Raw genomic sequence first — 24,248 nt, forward strand, 5'->3', positions numbered from 1 at the left:
ATGAGCGCAATCGCGGCGGGGTTGTCAATGTGTCGGCTTTAGCCAGGGTCATTGCGCAACACCCCGCGCCCCAGTTTCATCAGGGCGTCCTTCAGGCCGCCGTCGGGCTGGTCGGCCAGGCTGTCGGTCAGCTGGCGTTCCAGGGCGGCGTCCAGCGGCGGCTTGCGGCGCGAACGCTGGACGGGCGCCGCCGCCGGCGCGCTGAGCGGGCCCTGGACGATGCGCAGCCGGGTGACGGTTCCCCGGCCCAGCAGCATGTCGAGGCGGGCGGTGATCTGCGGGGCCTGATGCTGGATCAGCGACGCGACGGGACCATCGACTCGCAGTTCCAGCGCCCCGCCAGCGCCGTTGCGGCCCTTGATGATGCGGACCGGTTCGGTGCGCCGCGCCAGGGTCTCGCCGACGATTTCCTTCCAGCGGGTCTTCAGGGCGGCGGGGCCCTGGCCGTATTTTTCCTCCAGCGCCTTCAGCAGCGGCGCGAGGTTCTTGCCCGCCGGCGGCGGTGGGCGAATCTGCGGCCGGGTGCGGCGCTGGCGCAGGATCGCGAGGGCCTCTTCGGCGGTGGGCAGGGGGCGGCGGGCCATGGCGGCAAGCTAGCACGCGGCCTTCGCCTCAGGCGAGGTTTGCGGTAGGCGGAAGGCATGAAAGACCGCGACACGCTCCGCTCGGCCTTGCTGGCCTGGTACGACCGCCAGGCTCGCGACCTGGCCTGGCGTGTCGGCCCCTCCGACCGGCGCGGCGGCGTGCGCAGCGATCCTTATCGGGTGTGGCTGTCCGAAGTGATGCTGCAGCAGACCACCGTGCCGCACGCCACGCCCTATTTCCTGAGCTTCACGGCGCGATGGCCGACGGTGCTGGACCTCGCCGCCGTCGAGGACGGCGAGTTGATGGGGGCATGGGCCGGCCTCGGGTACTATGCCCGGGCCCGCAATCTGCTGGCCTGCGCCCGGGCCGTGGCCGGTCAGCATGGCGGGGTGTTTCCGGATACGGAGGACGGCCTGCGGGCCCTACCGGGCGTCGGGGCCTATACCGCCGCCGCCGTGGCCGCCATCGCCTTTGACCGGCAGGCCAATGTCGTCGACGGCAATGTCGAGCGGGTGATGGCGCGGCTGTTCGCCGTCGAGACCCCCGTGCCCGACGCCAAGCCGGAGCTGAAGGCGTTTGCGGGCGATCTGGTCACGGCCGACCGGCCCGGCGACTGGGCCCAGGCGCTGATGGATCTGGGGGCCACGGTCTGCCGGCCCAAGTCGCCGCTGTGTGATCTCTGCCCGATCTCGGATTGGTGCGAGGCCCGCAAGACCGGCGCGCCGGAGACCTATCCGCGCAAGACCAAGAAGGCGGACCGGCCCCGGCGTTACGGCGTCGCTTACTTGCTGACCCGGGGCGATGAGGTGGCGCTGGTCCGTCGTCCACCCAGGGGTCTGCTGGGCGGCATGCTGGGGTTGCCGACTTCGGATTGGCGAAGTGCGCCGTGGTCGGATGAAGAGGCTGTCACCGCAGCACCCGTCGCCGCCGCCTGGCATGATCGGGGCGCGGTCGAGCACGTCTTCACGCACTTTTCCCTGACCCTGCGGGTGTTCGCCGCCGACGGCGCTAATGCCGGCGACTTCGTCTGGACGCCACGCGAGGGACTGGGCGCCCTGCCCAGCGTGTTCCTGAAAGTGGCCCTGGCAGGCGAGGTGCTGGTCTAGTTCATCCCCGCCCGGACCTGGGCCCGCAGCACGTCGATGGGGGCCAGACCCGCATCCGTTTTGAAGTGCCAGTAGGTCCAGCCGTTGCAGGCCGGGGCCGATTGCACCAGGGCGCCGATCTTGTGGATCGAGCCCGACAGGTCGCCCACGGTGATCGAGCCGTCGGCCCGCACCTTGGCCGCATGGGCGCCCTTGGAGCAGAACAGGGTGTCGCCGGGGCTGAGCAGGCCGCTCTCGACGATGGTGCCGAACGGCACGCGTGGCTCGCTGCGCTTGGAGCCCATGACGTCGAGGTCTTCCGGCGCGATCGGGATGACCTTGGCGATGCGGGTCTTGGCGTGCTCGATATAGTCGGACTCGCGCTCGATGCCGACGAAGCGGCGGCCCAGGCGCTTGGCGGCCGCGCCGGTGGTGCCGACGCCGAAGAACGGGTCGAGGATCACGTCGCCCGGCTTGGTGGTCGACAGGATCACCCGGTAGAGCAGGGCCTCGGGCTTCTGGGTCGGGTGGGCCTTGTTGCCGTCGGAACCCTTGATGCGCTCCTCGCCGGTGCACAGCGGGATGGTCCAGTCCGAGCGCATCTGCACTTCGTCATTGGCCATCTTCAGGGCGTCGTAATTGAAGGTGTAGCGCTTGGCCGCCTGGCTCTTGGAGGCCCAGATCAGGGTCTCGTGAGCATTGGCGAAGCGGGTGCCCTTGAAGTTGGGCATCGGGTTGGACTTGCGCCAGATGACGTCGTTGAGGATCCAGAAGCCCAGGTCCTGCACGGCCACGCCGACGCGGAAGATGTTGTGATAGCTGCCGATCACCCAGATCGCGCCGTCGTCCTTCAGCACCCGGCGGGCGGCCTTCAGCCATTCGCGGGTGAACTTGTCATAGGCCGCGAAGCTCTCGAACTGGTCCCAGTGGTCGTCGACCGCGTCGACCTTGGAATTGTCGGGACGCAGAAGGTCGCCGCCCAGCTGCAGATTGTAGGGCGGGTCGGCGAAGATCAGGTCGACCGACTTCTCGGGCAGGGCGTTCATCGCCTCGATGCAGTCGCCCTGAATGATGGTTTCCGGCCCGAAGGTCATGTCCGCGTCCTGTAAAACAACAAACGGAATCATGAGTCTTGATGGTGAAGGCCGGGTTGAGAAGCGTGGTTAGCGAAAGGTGAACGGCTTCTGCGGGCGGTTTACTTCCCCAGCGGCGCCCAGCTGATCGTGTCGGCTCACACGCCAGATCCGCGCCAGACGGACGGCGTGATCCGGGAGAACGCCATGCAGAGCCCCCTTGAAGCGCTGGACCTCAGCCGCAAGAGCCCCTTCTATCAGGAGCATCATGCCGCCTGGCGCGACACCCTGCGCCGCTGGGTGGCCAAGGAGATCATGCCCTTCGTCGACGACTGGGACGAGGCCGGCGAGTTTCCGCGCGAGCTCTATCGCAAGGCCTCGGAGATCGGCCTGCTGGGCCTGGGCTGGCCCGAGGAATTCGGCGGCTCGCCGTCCGACCCGTTCATGTCGATCATCACCAGCCAGGAGATGGCCCGCCACGGGGCGGGCGGGGTAAACGCCAGCCTGATGAGCCACGGCATCGGTCTGCCGCCGATCCGGGCCCTGGGCAGCGACGCGTTGAAGGCCCGGATCATTCCGCCGGTGCTGGCCGGCGAGAAGATCTCGGCCCTGGCCATCACCGAGCCCTCGGCCGGCTCCGATGTCGCCGCCCTGACTACCACGGCCCGGCGCGAGGGCGACGTCTATGTCGTCAACGGCGGCAAGACCTATATCACCAGCGGCATGCGGGCCGACTTCTACACGGTGGCGGTGCGCACCGGCGGCGAGGGGGCGGGGGGCATCTCGCTGCTGCTGATCGAGCGCGACCGCGAGGGCTTTTCGCGCACGCCGCTGAAGAAGCAGGGCTGGTGGGCGTCCGACACCGCCAGCCTCTATTTCGACGACGTGCGGGTGCCGGTCGACAACCTGATCGGGGCCGAGAACCAGGGTTTCGCCGGCATCATGCGCAACTTCAACGGCGAGCGGATCGGCATGACCGCCGGGGCGCTGGGCTTCTCGCGTGTCTGCCTGGAGGATGCGATCGTCTGGGCCCGCGAGCGCAAGACCTTTGGCAAGCGCCTGGCCGACCACCAGGTGATCCGCCACAAGCTGGCCGACATGTACAAGCGCATCAGCGTCACCCAGGCCTGGCTGGAGACCCTGGCCTGGCGGATCAGCCAGGGCGAGCAGCCGATCGCCGAGATCGCCCTGCTCAAGGTCCAGGCCACCGAGACGCTGGAATATTGCGCCCGCGAGGCCATGCAGGTGATGGGCGGGGCCGGCTATATGCGCGGCAGCCGCGTCGAGCGCATCTATCGCGAGGTGCGGGTCAACGCCATCGGCGGCGGCTCGGAGGAGATCATGCGCGACCTGGCCGCGCGGCAGATGGGGATCTAGTCGCTGCGGCCCATGGGGTTGAGGCCCTGGGCGGCTAGTTTCACTGGCGCCCAGCTCATCCGGTGGATGGGCGAAGGGCCCAGCTGGCGCAGGCCTTCGACATGGCTCTTGGCGTGATAGCCCTTGTGGCCGGCGAAGCCGTAGCCCGGATAGAGGCTGTCCATCTCGACCATGATCCGGTCGCGGGCCTCCTTGGCCAGGATCGAGGCCGCAGCGATCGAGCACGACAGGCTATCGCCCTTGATCACGGTCTGGACCGGGCAGGGCAGTTTGAAGGCATAACTTCCATCAACCAATGCAAAGGCCGGCGTCACCGCCAGCGCCTCGATGGCCCGGCGCATGGCCAGGCCCGCCGCGTGCAGGATGTTGAGGTCGTCGATTTCCTCGATGCTGGCCAGGCCCACGCCCCAGGCAATGGCCGTCGCCTTGATCTCGATCTCCAGGGCCGCCCGGGCTTTCGCCGACAGTTTCTTGGAGTCGTTGAGGCCTTTGGGAATGCGGGCGGGATCCAGGATCACCGCCCCGGCGCTGACCGGTCCGGCCCAGGGGCCGCGGCCGGCTTCGTCCACCCCGCAGACCGGGCCGGGTCCGCAGGCCAGTTCGAGCATCATGTCGGGACCGGGAGGCATGGAGCGTGTCTAGGGAGATTTGGCCGGTCATTCAAATTGTCATCCCGGCTCGGCGCGCTGCGCTACGCCCGGGGTGAAAAGGCTTGAGAGAAGCCTAGGCTGGGCGTGGTCCCGCTCAGCTGCATCCCCGCCATTTCGGGGCGGGAACGATGGCCATGCGGGTTGGGCCTGGCTGTCCCGGCGCCATTTCATCACCTGATGAAAAAAGGCTGGCGTTGCGTCGTTCTCTGAGTGACAGTGCGGCTATTCGCGGTTCGATGAATTCGCGAGTTCCGAGCACGTGTCCGCCACAAGGATCCGGTTCGGGTGGGCGGAACGTACAAGGGAGGGGAAACCCAATGACTTCGATGTGGAAGGCTGCGCTGCTGGCTGGCGCGGCATGGGGCGCGGTCGCGACGGCCGTTTCGGCTCAAGAGCAGGCTCCGGCCGGCGCCGGGCAAGGGCTGACCGTGGACTCGGTGGTTGTCACCGCCCGTCGCCGCGAGGAAAACCTCAAGGACGTTCCGGTCGCCGTCTCGGCCTATAGCGGCGAGACTCTGGCCCGTCAGGGCGGCGCGGACATCACCGTCCTGCAGCAGACGACCCCCAACATCACGGTTCAGACCGCTCGCGGTTCGAACTCGACCCTGATCTCCTACATCCGCGGCATCGGCCAGCAGGACCCGCTGTGGGGCTATGAGCCCGGCGTGGGCCTGTATGTCGACGACGTCTATATCTATCGCCCGCAAGGCGCGGTGCTGGACGTGTTCGACGTGGAGCGCATCGAAGTGCTGCGCGGCCCGCAGGGCACGCTGTACGGCCGCAACACCATCGGCGGCGCGATCAAGTACGTGACCAAGCGCCTGGGTGACGAGGCGCACGGCAAGGTGCGCGGGACCTATGGCAGCTTCAATCAGACCGATCTGCTGGTCTCGGGCCAGACGCCTTTGGGTGGCGGCCTGTCGGTGGGCGGCGCCTATGCCCTCTACAAGCGCGACGGCTACGGCAAGAACCTGACCACCGGCGCCGAGCACTACAACAAGGACGTCCAGGCCATCCGCCTCAGCGCCGAATATGCGCCCAGCGAGGACCTGTTCTTCCGCCTGGCCTATGACAAGGTGCAGGACGATTCCAACCCCCGCCACGGCCATCGCGAACTGCCGGCCCTGGTCGGCGGTTACAAGGTGCTGGACGTCTATGACACCCAGGCCGGTTTCGGCGACGACAACTCGGTCGAGACCGAGGGCCTGTCGCTGACCGGTGAGTGGAACGCCAGCGACACCGTGACCCTCAAGTCGATCACGGCCAGCCGCAAGGGCCACACCGACACCGTCATCGATTTCGACGGCACCCCGCTGAACACCCTCGACATCCCGGCCACCTATGACGACCGGTCGTTCTCGCAGGAGCTTCAGGCGGTCTATTCGGACGAAAACGTCCAGGGCGTGTTTGGCCTGTACTACATGAACAGCCAGGCCTCGGGCGAGTTCGACACCATCGCCGGCAATCTGGGCCTGTCCATCGCCGACGGCGGCAAGGTCAGCACCCAGAGCTTCGCGGCCTTCTTCGACTTCAGCGCCAATCTGACCGACAAGTTCAAGGTCTCGCTGGGCGCCCGCGCCACGCGCGATCACAAGCGCAGCAACACCTTCCGCCTGTTCTATCTGGGCGCCACGCGCAGCCCCTATCAGGGCGGCACGCCGCGTCCGGTCCTGCAGACCCGCACCAACTACAACGCAGAGACCACCTTCTCGCAGTTCACCCCGCGCATCAGCGCCTCATATGAACTGAGCGACGACCTGAACACCTACGCGTCGTTCTCGAAGGGCTTCAAGTCGGGCGGCTGGGACATGCGCGGCGACGCCCTGATCACCCCGCAGACCGTCAATGGCTACAAGCCCGAAACGGTCGACGCCTATGAAGTCGGTCTGAAGGGCTATCTGTTCGACCGTCGCGTCTCGTTCGCCTCGGCCGCCTTCCTGTCGAAGTACCACGACCAGCAGGTGTCGACCCAGGTGGTTGTCCCGAGCGGCATCGCCAGCTCGATCGACAACGCCGGCGAGGCGACCATGTACGGCGTCGAATTCGAAGCCAAGGCCAAGCTGACCGCCAATCTTTCGGCCAATGTCGCGGTGGGCTACATCCACGCCGAGTACGACACCTTCAGCCGGTTCGTGCCTGGCGGCGCGCCCAACCCCCTCAATCCGGCGACGACCGTGCCGGCCGGTGGCCAGGTGATCAACGTCGCCAAGCTCTATGGCCTGCAGAACACGCCGGAATGGACGGGCAATTTCAGCCTGACCTGGACGGCGGACGTGGCGGGCGGCCTGCTTGCCGTTACCCCCATGATCAGCTATCGCGGCGACTATCAGCAGTTCGAGCTGCCGCTGCCCTTGCTGGACCAGAAGGCTTACACCCTGGTCGACATGACAGCGATCTGGACGGCGCCGGGCGGCGGCTACAAGCTTGCCCTGACCGGCAAGAACCTGACGGACGAGCGTTATCGGATCGGCGGCTATAACTTCGGCGTCCCGACCTATAACAACTCTGTCATCGGTTTCTATGGCCCGCCGCGCACGGTCTCGGCGAGCCTCGAAGTCGCATTCTGATCTAGGTAAAAACTGGCGGTGGTTCGCTGCAACGAGCCACCGCCATTTGTTTGTCTGAACTATCACGCGTAGCGGGGCGACCATGAGCGACAACCAGATCGAGCAATCGGCGACGGGGTCGCGCTACCGATATGTCGTGCTGGCGATGTTGATCCTCGCCTACACCTTCAATTTCCTGGATCGGCAGATCCTCGGCATCCTGGCCGGGTCGATCAAGGCCGACCTGCACCTTACCGACACCCAGATCGGCCTGATGGGCGGGGTCGCGTTCGCCGCGCTCTACACCACGCTGGGCGTGCCGCTGGCCTGGCTGGCCGACCGTGTCAGCCGCACCTGGATCATGACCGCCGCCCTGACCGTCTGGAGCGGTTTCACGGTGGCCTGCGGGTTCGCCGGGGGCTTCTGGAGCCTGTTCCTGTCGCGCATGGGCGTCGGCGTTGGCGAGGCCGGCGGCGTGGCCCCGGCCTATTCGCTGATCAGCGACTATTTCCCCAAGGACCAGCGGGCCCGCGCCCTGGCGGTCTATTCGTTCGGCATCCCGCTGGGCACGGCCCTGGGCGTGCTGTTCGGCGGCCTGATCGCGGCCTACGTCAACTGGCGCGTCGCCTTTATCATCGTGGGCCTGGCCGGCGTGCTGCTGGCCCCGATCTTCAAGTGGGTGGTCAAGGATCCGCCGCGCGGCGGCATGGACCGTGAACCCGGGGAGGCCGCGCCTCTGGTCGCGCCCAGGGCCCCGGCCTTCGGCAAGGTGCTGGCCACCATCCTGCCCAAGCCCAGTTTCTGGCTGCTGTCCTTCGGGGCCGCCTGCTCGTCGATCTGCGGCTATGGCGTGGCCTTCTGGTTGCCGACCTTCTTCCAGCGCAGCTTCGGCCTGACCCTGCCCGAGCGGGCGCTGTTCTACAGCGCCCTGTCCCTGATCGGCGGCGTGGCCGGCATCTGGCTGGGCGGCGTGCTGGCCGACAAGTTCGGCTCGAAGAACAAGGCCGCCTACGCCCTGGCCCCGGCCATCTGCTTCCTGGTGGCCCTGCCGTGCTTCCTGCTGGCCATGAACGTCAATTCGATGGTCTGGGCCTTCCTGCTGTTCCTGATTCCGACCGGTCTGAACCTGGCCTGGCTGGGACCCATTGTCGCAGCGGTGCAGCATCTGGCCCCGGCCTCGATGCGGACCACGACCTCGGCTCTGTTCCTGCTGATCAACAACCTGCTGGGTCTGGCCGTGGGCCTGTGGTTCTTCGGCTATGTCTCCGACCTGCTGGCCCCGCGCTACGGCGCCGAGTCGATGCGCCATGCCCTGTATTATGGCCTGGGCTTCTATGTCGTCGCGGCGGGCCTGCTGATCCTGGCCTCACGCCGACTGAAGCAGGACTGGGTGGAGTAGGTCGGCGTCCCAAGCTTGACCTTGGTTCTGTCACGCGACCTGCCTATAGGAGCGGGGGAAATTCGGGGGACGACATGTCAGGGTTCAAGCTTCTTTCCGGCGCTATGCTCGCCGTCGCGCTGCTCGCGGTCTCGGCTCCGGCCCAGGCCCAGGCCCAGGCCGCCGGCCCGCTGACCGAGCGCACGGAAAAGCTCAAGTTCGAGTTCAAGAAGGGCAAGAGCTTTCTGCAACCCGGCTATGTCATGGGCGAGTACAGCGGCATCACCCGCCAGTCGGCCAGCACCACCTCGGCGCTGGGGCTGTATGGCAGCGCCAAGTCCAAGGCCGAGATCAGCCTGAACTCGCCCAGCCTGGGCACCGTGACGATCAAGTGCAAGGGCGGCGAAAGCCGCACGGCCCTGGGCTGGATCACGTTCGATCGCGACAAGCTGGCCTATGTCTGCACGTTCGAGGGCGCCGGCCCCGAGGCGGCGTTCACCCTGGTGCAGTCCAAGGGCGGCCTGATGGCCCGCCTGCAGACGCCGCAGCGCGCCGCTGAATTGCGGCTTGGCGCAGTCACCCTGCGGGCCGAGTCCAAGCAGGTCGGCGCCATGCCCTTCGGACTGACCGCCGGCGCCGTGGGCTACGTGATCCGCAACGGCGACCAGGACGTCGCCGCCGTCGATCTGAGCGGCCTCGGCAAGACCGCTTACCTGCCGTCCAAGGGCGCCGCGGAGCGTGACGCCGCAGCCGTCATGGCCGTGATCCTGATCCTGTTCATGGACAACCCAGTCTAGCCGCTCAGCTGGATTGAGGCCCGCGGCAAGCGCGGGACCGGTAACAGTGTCTTAAGGTCAGGGGCTTCCTTGCCCTGGGCGCTCACGACGGCGGCGCCGCTGTCCTTTCGGACATAAGAAGCGCGCAAGGGGCCACCTTATCGGCCAAGCGCGGTTGCGCCTGCGAAATCACGCTCCTATAACCCGGCCACATTTCAGAAAAGCCGTCGTCGAGACCAGGCACTCATGAACATCCACGAACACCAAGCCAAAGCCGTACTCGCTGAGTTCGGCGCCCCCGTTCCGCGCGGCTTTGCCGTCTTCACAGCGGACGAGGCCTTCGCCGCCGCCGAGAAGCTGGGAACGCCGGTTTTCGTCGTAAAGAGCCAGATCCACGCCGGTGGCCGTGGCAAGGGCACGTTCGAGGGCCTCGGCCCCGACGCCAAGGGCGGCGTTCGCGTCGTCAAGTCGGCGGCTGACGTCAAGACCAACGCCGCCGAGATGCTCGGCCGCGTGCTGGTGACGCACCAGACCGGCCCCAAGGGCAAGCAGGTCAACCGCCTCTACATCGAAGAAGGCGCGGCGATCGCCAAGGAATTCTACCTGTCGCTGCTGGTCGATCGCGAAACCTCGATGGTCTCCGTCGTGGCCTCGACTGAAGGCGGCATGGACATCGAGGACGTGGCCCACGCCACCCCCGAGAAGATCCACAGCTTCTCGATCGACCCCGCCACCGGCGTGTGGCCGACCCACCAGCGTGCGCTGGCCAAGGCCCTGGGCCTGACCGGCGGCCTGGCCAAGGAAGCCGCCGTGCTGCTGACGCAGCTCTATACGGCGTTCCTGGCCAAGGACATGGCCATGCTGGAGATCAACCCGCTGATCGTCACCGCCGACGATCACCTGAAGGTCCTGGACGCCAAGCTGTCGTTCGACGGCAACGCCCTCTATCGCCACCCGGACATCAAGGCCCTGCGCGACGAGAGCGAAGAAGACCCCAAGGAAATCGAAGCCTCGAAGTACGACCTGGCCTATATCGCCCTCGACGGCGAAATCGGCTGCATGGTCAACGGCGCCGGCCTGGCCATGGCCACCATGGACATCATCAAGCTGTACGGCGCCGAGCCGGCCAACTTCCTCGATGTCGGCGGCGGCGCCAACAAGGAGAAGGTCACCGCGGCCTTCAAGATCATCACCGCTGACCCCGCCGTGAAGGGCATCCTGGTCAACATCTTCGGCGGCATCATGCGCTGCGACATCATCGCGGAAGGCGTCATCGCCGCCGTGAAGGAAGTCGGCCTGCAGGTTCCGCTGGTGGTGCGCCTGGAAGGCACCAACGTCGAACTCGGCAAGAAAATCATCTCGGAAAGCGGCCTGAACGTCATCGCCGCCAACGACCTGTCTGACGGCGCCGAAAAGATCGTCGCAGCCGTGAAGGGTGCTCGCTAAATGTCGATCCTCATCGGTTCTGAAACCAAGGTCATCTGCCAGGGCATCACCGGCGCCCAGGGCACGTTCCACTCCGAACAGGCCATCGCCTACGGCACCAAGATGGTCGGCGGCGTCACCCCCGGCAAGGGCGGCCAGACCCACATCGGCCTGCCCGTGTACGACACGGTCGGCGAAGCCAAGGAAGCCACCGGCGCCGACGCCTCGGTGATATACGTGCCGCCTCCCTTCGCGGCCGACTCGATCCTGGAAGCCATCGACGCCGAGATCGGCCTGATCATCTGCATCACCGAAGGCATTCCGGTGCTGGACATGGTCAAGGTGAAGAAGGCTCTGCAGGGCTCGCGCTCGCGCCTGATCGGCCCCAACTGCCCGGGCGTCCTGACGCCCAACCAGTGCAAGATCGGCATCATGCCGGGCGGCATCTTCTCGGCCGGTTCGGTCGGCGTCGTGTCGCGTTCGGGCACCCTGACCTATGAAGCCGTGTTCCAGACCACCAACGCTGGCCTCGGCCAGACCACGGCTGTCGGCATCGGCGGCGACCCGGTCAAGGGCACCGAGTTCATCGACATCCTGGAACTCTTCCTGGCCGACGAAGCCACCAAGTCGATCGTCATGATCGGCGAAATCGGCGGCTCGGCCGAAGAGGAAGCCGCCCAGTTCATCGCTGACGAAGCCAAGCGCGGCCGCAGCAAGCCCATGGTCGGCTTCATCGCCGGCCGCACGGCCCCTCCCGGCCGTCACATGGGCCACGCCGGCGCGATCATTTCGGGCGGCAAGGGCGGCGCGGAAGACAAGATCGCGGCGATGGAAGCTGCGGGCATCCGCGTCTCGCCGTCGCCGGCCAAGCTGGGCGAAACCCTGCTTGAGGTCCTCAAGGGCTAAAGACACACCGAAACCCCGCCTCGCGGGGCCCAGGTTTTTTGCGACCGCCAGTCGACGATCCGAAAAAATCACCTGGGCCCCTGCCGATGGCGGGCGCCCGGGTGATTGAGACACTATATTTACGGGCCTGGGTTACCGGTCCTGTAGACCGACGGATCTAAGGCAAAGAACCATGGCGGACGACGCAGGCATCATCAATCAGGTCTTGACCGAGACCTCGTTCCTCTACGGCGCCAATGCGGCGTTCGTTGAAGACCTGTACGCCCAGTGGGCCAGCGACCCCAATTCGGTCGAACCCTCGTGGAAAGCCTTCTTCTCGACGCTTCAGGAGCAGGCCGACCAGGTCAAGCGCGCCGCGCAGGACCCGGCCTGGACCCCGCGCCCGGTTCCGACCGCTCGCCCCGACTGGCTTTCAGCGCTTGATGGCCAGTGGCCCTCGGTGGCGCCGGCCGTCGAGGCCAAGATGGCCAAGGCCATCGAAGGCAAGGCTCCGGGCAGCTCGTCCGAAGCGGTTCGCGCCGCCACGCTGGACAGCCTGCGCGCCATCATGATGATCCGGGCTTACCGGATGCGCGGTCACCTGGCCGCCAATCTCGACCCGCTGGGCCTGGAGCCCAAGCCGCCGGCCCCCGAACTTGATCCCGCCACCTATGGCTTCTCGGAAGCCGACTATGATCGCTCGATCTTCCTGGACTTCGTGCTGGGCATGGAGACCTCGACGATCCGCGAGATCCTGTCGATCCTGCGCCGCACCTATGGCGGCAGCGTCGGCGTGCAGTACATGCACATCTCCGACCCGCACGAGAAGGCCTGGCTGCAGGAGCGGATCGAGGGTCGCGACAAGGAAATCGTGTTCTCGAAAGAGGGCAAGGTCGCCATCCTAAAAAAGCTGATCGAGACCGAGGGTTTCGAGCGCTTCCTGCACAAGCGCTTCCCCGGCACCAAGCGGTTCGGCATCGACGGCGGTGAAGCCATGGTTCCGGCCATGGAGCAGATCATCAAGCGCGGCGGTTCGCTGGGCGTGAAGGACATCGTCCTGGGCATGCCGCACCGCGGCCGCCTGAACGTGCTGGCCGCCGTGATGGGCAAGCCCTACCACGTGATTTTCCACGAGTTCCAGGGCGGCACCAGCCTGCCTTCGGACGTCGAGGGTTCGGGCGACGTCAAGTATCACATGGGCGCCTCGTCGGACCGTGAGTTCGACGACAACAAGGTCCACCTGTCGCTGACGGCCAACCCGTCGCACCTGGAAATCGTCAACCCGGTGGTGATCGGCAAGGCCCGCGCCAAGCAGGCTTTCCTGCTGCGCGAGACTCCCGACGCCGGCCGCGGCCATGTGCTGCCGCTGCTGCTGCACGGTGACGCGGCTTTCGCCGGCCAGGGCGTGGTGGCCGAGTGCTTCACCCTGTCGGGCCTGAAGGGCTACCGCACGGGCGGCACCATCCACTTCATCGTCAACAACCAGATCGGCTTCACCACCAGCCCGCGCTATTCGCGCAGCTCGCCCTATCCGTCGGATGTGGCGCTGATGGTCGAGGCCCCGATCTTCCACGTCAACGGCGACGATCCCGAAGCCGTGGTCTATGCGGCCAAGGTCGCCACCGAATACCGCCAGATGTTCGGCAAGGACGTCGTGGTCGACATGTTCTGCTATCGCCGGTTCGGTCACAACGAGGGCGACGACCCGACGATGACCTCGCCGCTGATGTACGCCAAGATCAAGGGTCACCCCTCGACCCGTGAGCTGTATGGCAATCGCCTGATCGCCGAGGGCGTCATCAACCAGGGTGAAGTCGACACCTGGGTGACCGAGTTCGAGACCTTCCTCGACAAGGAATTCGACGCCGGCAAGACCTACAAGGCCAACAAGGCCGACTGGCTGGACGGCAAGTGGGCCGGCCTCGCCACGCCCGCCGACGAAGAGCGTCGCGGCTCGACCGCCTTCCCGGCCACGCGCCTGCTGGAAATCGGCCGCCAGATCACGACCATCCCGGACCGCATCGACGCCCACAAGACCGTCAAGCGCGTTATCGAGAACCGTCGCGAAGCCATCGAAAAGGGCGAGGGCCTGGATTGGGGCACCGCCGAGCATCTGGCCTTCGCCACCCTGCTCGACGAGGGCTTCCCGGTCCGCCTGTCGGGCCAGGATTCGGTTCGCGGCACCTTCACCCAGCGCCATTCCGACGTCATCGACCAGACGACCGAGGAGCACTACACGCCGCTGAACAACATCGGTCCCAACCAGGCCCACTACGAGGTCATCGACTCGGCCCTGTCGGAAGAGGCGGTGCTGGGTTTCGAATACGGCTTCTCGCTGGCCGATCCGAACACCCTGACTCTTTGGGAAGGCCAGTTCGGCGACTTCGTGAACGGAGCCCAGGTGGTGATCGACCAGTTCATCAGCTCGGGCGAGCGCAAGTGGCTGCGGATGAGCGGTCTGGTGATGCTGCTGCCGCACGGCTACGAGGGCCAGGGTCCCGAGCACAGCTCGGCCCGCCTTGAGCGCTTCCTGCAGTCGTGCGCCGAAGACAACATGCAGGTGCTCAACTGCACCACCCCGGCCAACTATTTCCACGCCCTGCGTCGCCAGATGCATCGCGAGTTCCGCAAGCCGCTGGTGGTCATGACCCCCAAGAGCTTGCTGCGCCACAAGCGCGCCGTCTCCAACATGGCCGACCTGGCGGAAGGCTCGTCCTTCCACCGTGTGATGATCGACGGGGCCGAAGCCGGCTGCGACGTCGGCGGCGTGACCCTGGCCAGCGACGATCAGATCAAGCGTGTCGTGGTCTGCTCGGGCAAGGTCTATTTCGATCTGGTCGACGCCCGCGCCAAGAGCGGCCGCAACGACGTCTATCTGCTGCGTCTGGAGCAGTTCTATCCGTGGCCGATGAAATCGCTTCTGGGCGTGCTGGGCCGGTTCAAGAACGCCGAACTGGTCTGGGTTCAGGAAGAGCCCAAGAACATGGGCGGCTGGACGTTCGTTGATCCGTGGATCGAACTGACGCTCGCCAAGCTGGACATCAAGGCCAAGCGCGCGCGCTATATCGGTCGACCGGCCAGCGCCTCCACGGCGGCGGGTCTGATGAGCCGCCACATGAAGGAACTGCAGGCCTTCCTCGACGAGACCTTCGCCTAGCTTTATCGATAAGGCCCCGCCTTCGCGGCGGGGCCGTTTCCACCTGCCCCGCTACACTAGACCGGCACAAACGAGAGACATCGGAACCCCCATGGCCGACATCATGACCCCCGCCCTCGGCGAATCCGTCACCGAAGCGACGGTCGCGCGCTGGACCAAGAAGGTCGGCGAGGCGGTCAAGAAGGACGAGATCCTCATCGAGCTTGAGACCGACAAGGTCAGCCTGGAAGTTGCTTCGCCCTCCGACGGCGTGCTGACCGCGATCGGCGCCGAAGAGGGCGCGACCGTTGTTCCGGGTACGGTCCTGGGCATCGTGACCGAAGGCGCGACCGTCTCGGCCGCCCCGGCGGCTGCAGCTCCCGCCCCGAAGGCCGTCGCCCCGGCTCCTGCGCCGGCTCCGGTCGCCGCCGCAGCGCCGGCCCCGGCCGCTGCTGCGCCGGTCAGCCCGGCCCCGGCCCGCATTGCCGCCGAGAACAATCTTGACCTGTCGACCGTCGCCGGCACGGGCAAGGACGGCCGCGTCACCAAGGGCGACGCCCTGGCCGCCCTGGAAGCCCGCGCTTCGGCCCCGGCCCCGGCCGCTGCGCCGTCGGCTCCGCGTCCGCTCCATGAGCGCGAAGAGCGCGTGAAGATGACGCGCCTGCGTCAGACGATCGCCCGTCGCCTGAAGGAAGCCCAGAACAACGCCGCCATGTTGACGACCTTCAACGAGGTCGACATGAGCGCGGTGATGGCTCTGCGCGGTCAGTACAAGGACATTTTCGAAAAGAAGCACGGCGTGAAGCTGGGCTTCATGTCGTTCTTCACCAAGGCCGTCGTCGCCGCCCTCAAGGCCGTGCCGGACGTCAATGCCGAGATCGACGGGACCGACATCGTCTACAAGAACCACTATGACATCGGCGTCGCCGTCGGCACCGAAAAGGGCCTGGTGGTTCCGGTCGTCCGTGACGCCGACGCCATGAACCTGGCCGAGATCGAAAAGGCCATCGGCGCCCTGGGCAAGAAGGCCCGCGACGGCCAGCTGTCGATCGACGACATGCAGGGCGGCACCTTCACGATCACCAACGGCGGCATCTATGGCTCGCTGATGTCGACGCCGATCCTGAACGCGCCGCAGTCGGGCATTCTGGGCATGCACGCGATCAAGGACCGCGCCATGGTCGTGAACGGCAAGATCGAGATCCGCCCGATGATGTACCTGGCCCTCAGCTACGACCACCGCGTGGTCGACGGCCAAGGCGCCGTGACCTTCCTGGTCAAGGTCAAGGAAGCGCTGGAAGATCCGCAGCGCCTGCTGCTGGAACTGTAGTCCCGACGCATCGTCGGACGTTGAAGGGGCCGCGAAAGCGGCCCCTTTTTCGTTGGCGGTCAGTCAGGCCTCGGCCCCGGCCACACCGTTTTGAACGCCTCCAGCGCCGCCGGGTGGTAGATCGTGCTGTGCTGCAATCGGGGCATCGGGTCATATCGCCAAGTCAGCCCGGCTGGCGGCGCGGCGTTCAGCGCCGCCACCACCCTGTCGACACCCGCCTGCATGGTTGAGCCCTCGTCGGCGATGGTCAGGTACAGCTTGCGCTCTCCGGCCGGCCATCGCGCCAGGTCGGCAGCCGCGCCGCGCGCCAGGCTCTGGTCGTCCCACCACAGGCTGGGGCTGGCGGCGATATAGGCGTCGAACAGCGCCGGCTGTTTCAGGAAGGTCTCGACCACGAACAGGCCAGCCAGGGATTCGCCGATCAGGGCGGTTTCGCCGCTGGTGCGATAGCGGGCCGCGATCCACGGCTTCAGCTCTTGGCTCAGGAACTGACGATAGGCCGCCGAGCCGCCGTTGCTCGGGAAGTCGCTGCGCTCCTTGGCGACCGTGGTGGGGTGGGTCAGGTCGCGCCGCCGATCGACGCCCTCGATCCCGACCACGATCATCTCGCGATAGGTCCACGACAGCTCGCCCAGCTGGGCCAGGCCCGCGATGTGGGGGAAGTCCTCCTGCTCGCCGCCGTCCAGCAGATACAGCACCGGATAGGTCTTGGCGGGGCTGTCGGCATAGCTGGCCGGCAGGTGGACATTGATCCGCCGCGTATCCTTCAGGACCATCGAGTCCAGGGTCAGGGACTGGCCGATGATGATCGGACGGCCTTCGGCGGGCGCGGTCTGGGCCAGGGCCGGGGCAGCGGCCAGCAGGGTCAGGGCGAGGGCGAGGGGGCGAAGCATGGGCGTCACGCTAAGGCGCGTTGCAGGGCGAAGAAAGGGGATCCCTGAGCCCGTCCGGGCGCGCGACGCGCCTCCTCCGCAGACGGAGGACGCACGCCTGGCGGTCACGCTGGGGCAAGCGGTCAGGGTCATGACGCCCAAAGGCCGGATTTCGCGTCTCTTTCAGCTTGCGAAGCGTCGAAAGCGGGTTTCGTTTTAACCGTTCGCGCTCTAAGGAACTTCCGCCTCCAAAGGTCTGACAGTGCGGCCGGCGAGGCCCCATATTGTGTCCGGCGCCGCTCCCGGCGCGTCCTGAAGGCAAAGACCCATGGCTCAGTACGACGTCGTCATCATCGGGGGCGGTCCCGGCGGCTATAATGGCGCGATCCGCGCCGGTCAGCTGGGCCTCAAGGTCGCCATCATCGAAGGTCGCGGCAAGCTGGGCGGCACCTGCCTGAACGTCGGCTGCATGCCCTCCAAGGCCCTGCTGCACGCGTCGGAACTTTATGACTCGGCCACCAATGGCGAGTTCGCCAAGCTGGGCATCGAGGTGAAGCCCAAGCTGAACCTGCCCCAGATGATGGCCCAGAAGGCCGAGAGCGTCGAAGCCCTGACCAAGGGCGTCGAGTTCCTGATGAAGAAGAACAAGGTCGACTACATCAAGGGCTGGGGCCGCATCGCCGGGCCCGGCAAGGTGGTCGTGAAGGCCGAGGATGGTTCGGAAACCACGCTCGAGACCAAGAACATCGTCATCGCCACGGGCTCGGAGCCCACGCCGCTGCCGGGCGTCACCGTCGACAACACGCGCATCGTCGACTCGACCGGCGCCCTGTCGCTGGCCGAAGTGCCCAAGAGCCTGATCGTCATCGGCGCCGGCGTCATCGGCCTGGAGCTCGGCTCGGTGTGGCGCCGCCTGGGCGCCGAGGTCACCGTGGTCGAATATCTGGACCGCATCTGTCCGGGCCTGGACGACGACACCGCCAAGGTGTTCCAGCGCAGCCTGACCAAGCAGGGCTTCAAGTTCCAGCTGGGCGCCAAGGTCACCGGCGCCAAGGCTTCGGCCAAGGGCGTCGAGCTGACCGTCGAGCCGGTCGCCGGCGGCGCGGCCCAGACCCTGTCGGCCGACTATGTGCTGGTCGCTATCGGCCGTCGTCCGTACACGGAAGGCCTTGGCCTCGATACGGTGGGCGTGGTTCCTGACAAGCGCGGCGTGATCGCCAATGACCACTTCAAGACCACGGCTCCGGGCGTGTGGGTGATCGGCGACGTGACCTCGGGTCCGATGCTGGCCCACAAGGCCGAGGACGAGGGCGTGGCCTGTATCGAGCTGATCGCGGGCAAGGCCGGCCACGTGAACTACGGCCTGATCCCTGGCGTCATCTACACCAAGCCGGAGGTGGCCACGGTGGGCAAGACCGAGGAAGAACTGAAGGCCGCGGGCATCGCCTACAAGGTCGGCAAGTTCCCCTTCACCGCCAACAGCCGCGCCAAGATCAATCACGAGGGCGAAGGCCAGGTGAAGGTTCTGGCCGACGCCGCGACCGACCGCATCCTTGGCGTCCACATGGTGGGCCCCAATGTCGGCGACATGATCGGCGAATACTGCGTGGCCATGGAGTTTGGCGGCGCGTCGGAAGACGTGGCCCGCACCTGCCACCCGCACCCCACCCGTTCGGAAGCCCTGCGTCAGGCGGCCATGGGCGTCGAAGGCTGGACCATGCAGGCCTGATCGGCCTGTCTGAAATTTTATAACGACGTTCGAACAATCGGACGAGGAGTGGCGGGGTTTCGGCAACGGAGCCCCGCCATGTTTCTGTCTGCCCCGTCCGATAGCCTCCCAAAGAAAAGACCCCGCCGGTTGTCCGGCAGGGCCTGAAGGGTTTGGGTCTGGTGTTCCGCGCGCTCAGCTCGTCTTGCGGGACTCGCGCGCCAGTTTTTCGGCCTCCCGCTCCATCTCGTCGGCCTGGGCGGGCATTTGCGCCGCCACGGCGCGCAACTCGGCGTCGGTGACCACATTCCCCCGCGCGCGGTTCTCGGTGATCTGCCGGGCGCGATAGGCGGGATCGCGCAGGCGTACCGCCTCGGCGCGCAGATCCCGGGCGCCCTTGCGGATCTGTTCGGCGCCCTGGGCCATCTGGACGCGGGCCTCGATCATGTGCGTGGCCACCTCAAGGCGGGCGCGTTCGCCGACCATGCGGACCTGCTCCCTTATGATCCTGGCCTGATCGGCGCGGACACGGGCCTCCTCGCCGGCGACGCGGGCGCTATCGGCCAGGTGGCGGGCTTCCGCGGCCCGGCCCCGGACCTCGGCCGCAACGGCGCGGGCGTCTGCGGCCGCGCGACGCGACTCGGCGGCGATCTGCCTCTCTGTCGGCGGGGGGGGCGGCGGCGGCGGCGGCGGCAACTCTGGGGGAGGCGGCGGCGGCGGCGGCGGCGGCAGCTCCGGCGGGGGCGGCGGCGGCTCGGGCGGCTCGGGCGGCGCAGGCGGGGCCGGCGGCGGGGCGATTGTCGCAGTCGGCGCTTCAGCCGGCGCGGGCGGGTTCTGGCGGCTCAGGCCAAGCGCGGCCAGCGGCGTTGCCACCACGGCCAGGGCGGCGATGGTCAGGGCGATGGTCAGCGGGCGGCGGCGAGCCGGCGTGTCGGTCATGATGCAGGCGATCCTTGTCTTCAGCGTGCGAGCGTCGGCGGCCATGGCGGTCGCGGCGCGAGGCGCGCTTCGGTGAGGGGGTGGATAGGCGGCCAGTCGGACCAGGGCCCTGGCGTAGAGGGTGCGGTCGACGGTCTGCAGCGCGGCGGCGTCAGCGGCCTCTTCCGACCGATCGGCGAGCACCGCGTGCAGACGCCAGACCAGCGGATTGAACCAGAACAGGGCCAGGGCAAGGCGGGAGAGCACCAGGAAGATCCAGTCATGGCGCCGCAGATGGGCCATCTCGTGGGCCAGGATGGCGGGGGCGGCGTGGCGCTCGGCCAGGCTGCCCGGATCGATCAGGATAAAGCCGGGCGCCACGCCCCAGCTGAGCGGGCTGGTCAGCCGCGCGCTGGACACCAGGCGGGGCCGGTCGACCGGCGGCAGGTGTTCCAGCGGCGCCGACCATGCCGGGCAGGTCACCGGGCGGCCCTGGCGCGTCCAGCGGTGAAGGGTCAGCAGGCCCAGCTGCAGTCGGCCGGCCACGGCGACGACGCCCAGCAGCCACAGGCCGCCGATCACCTCGATGGAGGGCGGCCACGACAGCACGGGCGCGGCCGCCTCGCCGGTCAGGACCGGCAGGATCGGGGAAGGCATGTCCGGCGACGCCGGCGGCAACAGCGCCAGATTCATGACCGGCAGGACGTTCATGATAACCGGCAGGGCCAGTAGCAGGCAGACCGTGGCGCGCAGGATGTCCACCCGGTCGACGGGGCGCTGGGCCAGGAAGCGGGCGCAGGCCAGGCCGGCGCCGGCGACAAGGCTGGACTTGATCAGCAGCGACAGGAGCAGGCCCGCCGTCATGAGCGGGGCTCCACGGCCCGGTCGATCACTTGTTCCAGGGCGGCGGCTTCTTCGGGGGTCAGCCGCTGGCCCAGGCCCAGCAAGGCGGTGGCGGCGCTGGCGGCCGAGCCGGCGAAGAAGGTGTCGATCATGCGCCGCAGGGCGCCGGCGGCGACGGCCTCGGTCTGCTGGACAGGGCTGAACACGAAGCCGCCGGGTCCGCTGGACCGTTCGACCAGACCCTTGGCCTCCAGGCGCGAGAGCATGGTGCGGACGGCCGAATCGCTCAGTGGGTCGGACAGCGCCCCGCGCACCCCGGCGGCCGTGCTGGTCTCCAGGCGGCAGAGGGTCTCGAAGACCTCGCGTTCGCGGCGGGGCAGGGATTCGATCATGGCGGCCTCCACGACTTTGGCGTCACTACATGTGTAGCGCTACAGGTGTAGAGAGGCCAGCCGTCGTGACGGTGGTGCGGATGAAATCGCGGTAACCTGAGCGCCCGCCTGCCGGCCTCGCCTCGGGGCCAGAAAAAAGGCCCCGCCAGTTCCCGGCGGGGCCTCGAGTTCTTCAGGGGAGGAACGCCCCAAGAGGGGGGGGCTGGGGCGCTTTACGCTACGCTACTAAAACTCTTCCCACTCCTCGGCGGCCGGCTTGGCCGAACCGGCGAAGGCGGCCAGCTTGGCCTGGGCGGCGCGGACCGGATTGGCGCCCGGGCGGCTGGCCGAAGAGGCCGGCTGCAGGGTGGGACGCGTGGCCGGGGCGGCCGGACGGCGGGCGGGGGCGCGCGCCGTCGAGGTGTTGGATCCGCTGACCTGGAAGCGCGAGATCATCTGCATCAGGTTGCCGGCCTCGCCCTTCAGCGAGTGGCTGGCGGCGGTGGACTGCTCGACCATGGCCGCGTTCTGCTGGACAGTCTGGTCCATCTGATTGACGGCGGCGTTGACCTCGTTGAGGCCGGTGGCCTGCTCGGCGCCGCCGGCGGCGATCTCGCTGACCAGGGCGTCGATTTCGCTGACCTTGGCGACGATGGCCTGCAGGGCCTCGCCGGTCTGGCCCACCATCGACACGCCCTGACCCACTTGCTGGGTCGAGGTCGAGATCAGGGTCTTGATTTCCTTGGCGGCGTCGGCGGAGCGCTGGGCGAGAGCCCGAACTTCCTGGGCGACGACCGCGAAGCCACGGCCGGCTTCACCGGCGCGAGCCGCCTCAACGCCGGCGTTCAGGGCCAGCAGGTTGGTCTGGAAGGCGATCTCGTCGATGACGCCGATGATCTGGCTGATCGACTGCGAGGACTTCTCGATCTGGTTCATGGCGTCGACAGCGCTGCGGACCACGACGCTGGAGCGTTCGGCGTCGGCGCGGGTCGAGCCGACAACCCGTGAGGCTTCGACGGCGCCGGCCGACGAACGCTTCACCGTGGCGGTGATCTCGTCCAGGGCGGCGGCGGTTTCTTCCAGGCTGGCGGCCTGCTGCTCGCTGCGGCGCGACAGGTCGTCGGACGCCGAGGCGATCTCGTCGGCGCCGGCGCCGATGCTGCTGGCGGCGTGGACGATGGTGCGCATCGCCTCTTCCATCTGCGAGATCGACTCGTTGAAGTCGGACTGCAGGCGCTTGTAGGCGTCCGGGAACTCCTGATCGACGCGGTAGGTCAGGTCGCCTTCAGCCAGCTTGTTCAGGCCCGTGGCGAGGTTTTCCATCACGAAGGCCTGCTCGCGGGCGGCCGCGTCGGCGGCTTCCTGGTTGCGGCGGCGTTCGGCGTCGGTCTCGGCCGACAGGCGCTGCTGGTTGGCTTCGGCGGTGCGCAGGGCCAGGGCGTTGTCCTTGAACACCTGGACCGAGCGGGCCATGGCGCCGACCTCGTCCTTGCGCTGGGCGCCGACCACGTCGACGTCAACCGAACCCAGGGCCAGGGTTTCCATGGTCTTGGACAGGTTGTTCAGCGGCGCGGAGATCTTGGAGCGGCCGATCCAGATGGCGAACAGCAGGGCGAGGCCAGCCGAGATCACGCCGAACAGCACACTGATGATGGTGCCGGTGGTGGCTTCTTTTTCGGCCTTGGCGACCATCACCTTGGTCTCGTCGGAATGCTTGTTGGTAAAGTTGCTGACATCCTTGTTAAGCGCGGCGATGTCGGGATCGATCACGGCCATGACCATGATCGCGGCTTCATCGGCGTCCATCATGGCCAGGTCGGCGCCCTGACGGGCGCTGGAATAGATCTTTTCCAGACGCACGCCGAAATCGGCCAAGGTCTTGGCGGCGCTGGGGTCGGCTTTCTTGACCTCTGCGAGGCGCTCCTTGGCTTCCTTGTAGGCCGCATCCAGTTCGGCGCTGGCCTCGGCGGCTTCCGGAGAGCTCCCGGTGTTGGACACGGTGCGATAGGCCGCATAGCCGATCGTCATGATCCGCCGGTTGAAGCGCGAGGCTTCCAGCTCGGCCGGCGCGCGCTGTTCGACGAGAACCCTGGTGGCCACTTCGGCCTGTTTGGCCTGCCAGGCGCCCATGCCGACGATGGCCAGGGCCACCACGGTCAGAACCACGGCCGGCATGGCCACCTTGGTCGAAATCTTCAGATCGTCGAATTTCATCGCTAGCCCCATGTCCGCAACGCCCGCCAATCGGAAGACAGGCGTCGGTTCTTGAGACCAGAAGGCGCGCGGGCAGTAAAAACGCGGTTAATTCCCGGAATCTGCGGTGATCATCGCGACAAGATGCCCCAGATCTCTACTCATAATGAGGATGGGCCTTGGCATAGGCGGCCATCAGGCCGGCGGCGTCGACCTGGGTATAGCGCTGGGTGGTCGACAGCGAGGCATGGCCCAGCAGTTCCTGGATCGAGCGCAGGTCTGCGCCGGCCCCCAGCAGGTGGGTCGCGAAGGCGTGGCGCAGGGCGTGTGGCGTCACCCGGTCAGACAGCCCCAAGCGGCCGCGCAGGATCTGCACCGAAGCCTGGACATGGCGGGGCGACAGCGGGCCGCCACGCTTGGCGCGAAACAGCGGCTCGTCTGGCGACAGCACGAAGGGCAGGGCGGCGAGATAGACGTTGATCGCCTCGCGCACGGCGTCCAGCACCGGCACGATCCGGGTCTTGCCACCCTTGCCGGTGATGCGCAGGGCTTCGCCCAGGGGCGCGTTGCGACGCAGCAGGGACAGCCCCTCGGAGATGCGCAGACCGCAACCCCAAAGCAGGGTCAGCATCGCCTCGTCGCGGGCCACTTCCCAGTCGTCGCGGTCGGGCCCATCGCCAGATACGGACCCGATCTCATGGATCAGGCCATAGGCCTGGTCTTCGGTGACAGGGCGCGGCAGGCCAACCTTCAGGCGCGGGCCGCGCACCAGCGCGATCTGGGGGTTGGGCGTGTCCAGCCGCTGGTCGAGGAAGCGGTGGAAGGCGCGGATCGACGACAGGCTTTGGGACAGCGAGCGCGGGGCCAGGGCGTCCTCGCCGCTGCGGCGGAAGGCCAGATAGGCGCGCAGCTCGGCCGCGGTGATCGCGCCCAGGGCGGTCAGGGTCACGGTCTCGCCGCGATGGCGCTCCAGGAAGTTCAGATAGGCCAGGACGTTATCGCCATAGGCCCGCACGGTGCGCGGCGAGGCGCGGCGCTCGTGCTCCAGATGGTCGTGCCAGGCGACGAGGGCCTGGCGGCCGCTCGTCACAGGTGAG

18 protein-coding genes are annotated in these 24,248 nt (G+C 67.3%); 10 read left to right on the forward strand and 8 right to left on the reverse strand.

Features of this window, described 5'->3' with window-relative positions:
- Positions 1-38: 38 nt before the first annotated feature.
- Positions 39-584 (reverse strand): DUF721 domain-containing protein, encoded by a 546-nt coding sequence (locus ACW176_RS07825; RefSeq protein WP_419319802.1) that lies wholly within the window; start codon positions 582-584, stop codon positions 39-41.
- Positions 585-641: 57 nt separating this feature from the next.
- Here ACW176_RS07825 and mutY point away from each other — a divergent pair, with 57 nt between their 5' ends.
- Positions 642-1,691 (forward strand): A/G-specific adenine glycosylase, encoded by a 1,050-nt coding sequence (gene mutY, locus ACW176_RS07830; RefSeq protein ID WP_492111521.1) that lies wholly within the window; start codon positions 642-644, stop codon positions 1,689-1,691.
- On the opposite strand, the gene ACW176_RS07835 is transcribed toward mutY, so the two are convergent.
- Positions 1,688-2,764, reverse strand: a complete 1,077-nt coding sequence (locus ACW176_RS07835; protein ID WP_419252986.1) for a site-specific DNA-methyltransferase — start codon at positions 2,762-2,764, stop codon at positions 1,688-1,690. The genes mutY and ACW176_RS07835 overlap by 4 nt on opposite strands.
- Before the next feature lie 186 nt (positions 2,765-2,950).
- Between ACW176_RS07835 and ACW176_RS07840 the strand changes: the two genes are divergently transcribed.
- Complete coding sequence (locus tag ACW176_RS07840) at positions 2,951-4,120, forward strand: acyl-CoA dehydrogenase family protein (RefSeq protein WP_492111522.1); 1,170 nt, start codon at positions 2,951-2,953, stop codon at positions 4,118-4,120.
- On the opposite strand, the gene rnhB is transcribed toward ACW176_RS07840, so the two are convergent.
- Positions 4,117-4,749, reverse strand: a complete 633-nt coding sequence (gene rnhB / locus ACW176_RS07845) for a ribonuclease HII (protein ID WP_492111523.1) — start codon at positions 4,747-4,749, stop codon at positions 4,117-4,119. The two genes, ACW176_RS07840 and rnhB, sit on opposite strands and share 4 nt — an antisense overlap.
- Before the next feature lie 338 nt (positions 4,750-5,087).
- On the opposite strand from rnhB, the gene ACW176_RS07850 reads away from it, so the two are divergent.
- The 7 genes from ACW176_RS07850 (at position 5,088) to odhB (ending at position 16,246) form a co-directional block, all read left to right on the forward strand.
- Positions 5,088-7,337 (forward strand): TonB-dependent receptor, encoded by a 2,250-nt coding sequence (locus ACW176_RS07850; RefSeq protein ID WP_492111524.1) that lies wholly within the window; start codon positions 5,088-5,090, stop codon positions 7,335-7,337.
- 82 nt (positions 7,338-7,419) lie between these two features.
- Positions 7,420-8,715 carry a spinster family MFS transporter gene (locus tag ACW176_RS07855; protein WP_492111525.1) on the forward strand — a complete coding sequence of 432 codons (1,296 nt, stop codon included), beginning with the start codon at positions 7,420-7,422 and terminating at the stop codon, positions 8,713-8,715.
- A 74-nt stretch (positions 8,716-8,789) separates the two neighbouring features.
- Positions 8,790-9,491: a hypothetical protein gene (locus tag ACW176_RS07860; protein WP_492111526.1), complete on the forward strand. Its 702-nt coding sequence runs from the start codon at positions 8,790-8,792 to the stop codon at positions 9,489-9,491.
- Between the two features lie 225 nt (positions 9,492-9,716).
- On the forward strand, positions 9,717-10,916 hold the full coding sequence (gene sucC / locus ACW176_RS07865) for an ADP-forming succinate--CoA ligase subunit beta (RefSeq protein WP_419319811.1): 1,200 nt from the start codon (positions 9,717-9,719) through the stop codon (positions 10,914-10,916).
- Positions 10,917-11,801 (forward strand): succinate--CoA ligase subunit alpha, encoded by an 885-nt coding sequence (sucD, locus tag ACW176_RS07870; RefSeq protein WP_419319812.1) that lies wholly within the window; start codon positions 10,917-10,919, stop codon positions 11,799-11,801.
- Between the two features lie 172 nt (positions 11,802-11,973).
- The gene (locus ACW176_RS07875) at positions 11,974-14,937 is read left to right on the forward strand and encodes a 2-oxoglutarate dehydrogenase E1 component (protein WP_492111527.1); all 2,964 of its coding nucleotides are present in this window, start codon (positions 11,974-11,976) and stop codon (positions 14,935-14,937) included.
- Positions 14,938-15,028: 91 nt separating this feature from the next.
- Positions 15,029-16,246, forward strand: a complete 1,218-nt coding sequence (odhB, locus tag ACW176_RS07880; protein WP_492111528.1) for a 2-oxoglutarate dehydrogenase complex dihydrolipoyllysine-residue succinyltransferase — start codon at positions 15,029-15,031, stop codon at positions 16,244-16,246.
- A 59-nt stretch (positions 16,247-16,305) separates the two neighbouring features.
- Here odhB and ACW176_RS07885 read toward each other — a convergent pair whose 3' ends face one another.
- Positions 16,306-17,139: an alpha/beta hydrolase gene (locus ACW176_RS07885; protein ID WP_492111529.1), complete on the reverse strand. Its 834-nt coding sequence runs from the start codon at positions 17,137-17,139 to the stop codon at positions 16,306-16,308.
- 307 nt (positions 17,140-17,446) lie between these two features.
- On the opposite strand from ACW176_RS07885, the gene lpdA reads away from it, so the two are divergent.
- On the forward strand, positions 17,447-18,847 hold the full coding sequence (gene lpdA / locus ACW176_RS07890) for a dihydrolipoyl dehydrogenase (protein WP_492111530.1): 1,401 nt from the start codon (positions 17,447-17,449) through the stop codon (positions 18,845-18,847).
- A gap of 174 nt (positions 18,848-19,021) precedes the next feature.
- Here lpdA and ACW176_RS07895 read toward each other — a convergent pair whose 3' ends face one another.
- From ACW176_RS07895 to ACW176_RS07910, 4 genes are all read right to left on the reverse strand, one after another.
- Complete coding sequence (locus ACW176_RS07895) at positions 19,022-20,608, reverse strand: M56 family metallopeptidase (RefSeq protein WP_492111531.1); 1,587 nt, start codon at positions 20,606-20,608, stop codon at positions 19,022-19,024.
- Positions 20,605-20,979, reverse strand: coding sequence for a BlaI/MecI/CopY family transcriptional regulator (locus tag ACW176_RS07900; protein WP_492111532.1), 375 nt, complete (start codon positions 20,977-20,979; stop codon positions 20,605-20,607). The genes ACW176_RS07895 and ACW176_RS07900 overlap by 4 nt, the downstream gene beginning before the upstream one ends.
- A gap of 225 nt (positions 20,980-21,204) precedes the next feature.
- Positions 21,205-23,172 carry a methyl-accepting chemotaxis protein gene (locus tag ACW176_RS07905; RefSeq protein WP_492111533.1) on the reverse strand — a complete coding sequence of 656 codons (1,968 nt, stop codon included), beginning with the start codon at positions 23,170-23,172 and terminating at the stop codon, positions 21,205-21,207.
- Between the two features lie 136 nt (positions 23,173-23,308).
- Positions 23,309-24,241, reverse strand: coding sequence for a tyrosine recombinase XerC (locus ACW176_RS07910; protein ID WP_492111893.1), 933 nt, complete (start codon positions 24,239-24,241; stop codon positions 23,309-23,311).
- Between the last annotated feature and the right edge of the window lie 7 nt (positions 24,242-24,248).

This window comes from Caulobacter sp. FV1ye13L, assembly GCF_058681155.1.

Coding starts and splice junctions, on each gene's coding strand:
- ACW176_RS07825 (WP_419319802.1), bottom strand. CDS start 584: ATGGCCCGCCGCCCCCTGCCCACCGCCGAAGAGGCCCTCGCGATCCTG.
- mutY (WP_492111521.1), top strand. CDS start 642: ATGAAAGACCGCGACACGCTCCGCTCGGCCTTGCTGGCCTGGTACGAC.
- ACW176_RS07835 (WP_419252986.1), bottom strand. CDS start 2,764: ATGACCTTCGGGCCGGAAACCATCATTCAGGGCGACTGCATCGAGGCG.
- ACW176_RS07840 (WP_492111522.1), top strand. CDS start 2,951: ATGCAGAGCCCCCTTGAAGCGCTGGACCTCAGCCGCAAGAGCCCCTTC.
- rnhB (WP_492111523.1), bottom strand. CDS start 4,749: ATGCCTCCCGGTCCCGACATGATGCTCGAACTGGCCTGCGGACCCGGC.
- ACW176_RS07850 (WP_492111524.1), top strand. CDS start 5,088: ATGACTTCGATGTGGAAGGCTGCGCTGCTGGCTGGCGCGGCATGGGGC.
- ACW176_RS07855 (WP_492111525.1), top strand. CDS start 7,420: ATGAGCGACAACCAGATCGAGCAATCGGCGACGGGGTCGCGCTACCGA.
- ACW176_RS07860 (WP_492111526.1), top strand. CDS start 8,790: ATGTCAGGGTTCAAGCTTCTTTCCGGCGCTATGCTCGCCGTCGCGCTG.
- sucC (WP_419319811.1), top strand. CDS start 9,717: ATGAACATCCACGAACACCAAGCCAAAGCCGTACTCGCTGAGTTCGGC.
- sucD (WP_419319812.1), top strand. CDS start 10,917: ATGTCGATCCTCATCGGTTCTGAAACCAAGGTCATCTGCCAGGGCATC.
- ACW176_RS07875 (WP_492111527.1), top strand. CDS start 11,974: ATGGCGGACGACGCAGGCATCATCAATCAGGTCTTGACCGAGACCTCG.
- odhB (WP_492111528.1), top strand. CDS start 15,029: ATGGCCGACATCATGACCCCCGCCCTCGGCGAATCCGTCACCGAAGCG.
- ACW176_RS07885 (WP_492111529.1), bottom strand. CDS start 17,139: ATGCTTCGCCCCCTCGCCCTCGCCCTGACCCTGCTGGCCGCTGCCCCG.
- lpdA (WP_492111530.1), top strand. CDS start 17,447: ATGGCTCAGTACGACGTCGTCATCATCGGGGGCGGTCCCGGCGGCTAT.
- ACW176_RS07895 (WP_492111531.1), bottom strand. CDS start 20,608: ATGACGGCGGGCCTGCTCCTGTCGCTGCTGATCAAGTCCAGCCTTGTC.
- ACW176_RS07900 (WP_492111532.1), bottom strand. CDS start 20,979: ATGATCGAATCCCTGCCCCGCCGCGAACGCGAGGTCTTCGAGACCCTC.
- ACW176_RS07905 (WP_492111533.1), bottom strand. CDS start 23,172: ATGAAATTCGACGATCTGAAGATTTCGACCAAGGTGGCCATGCCGGCC.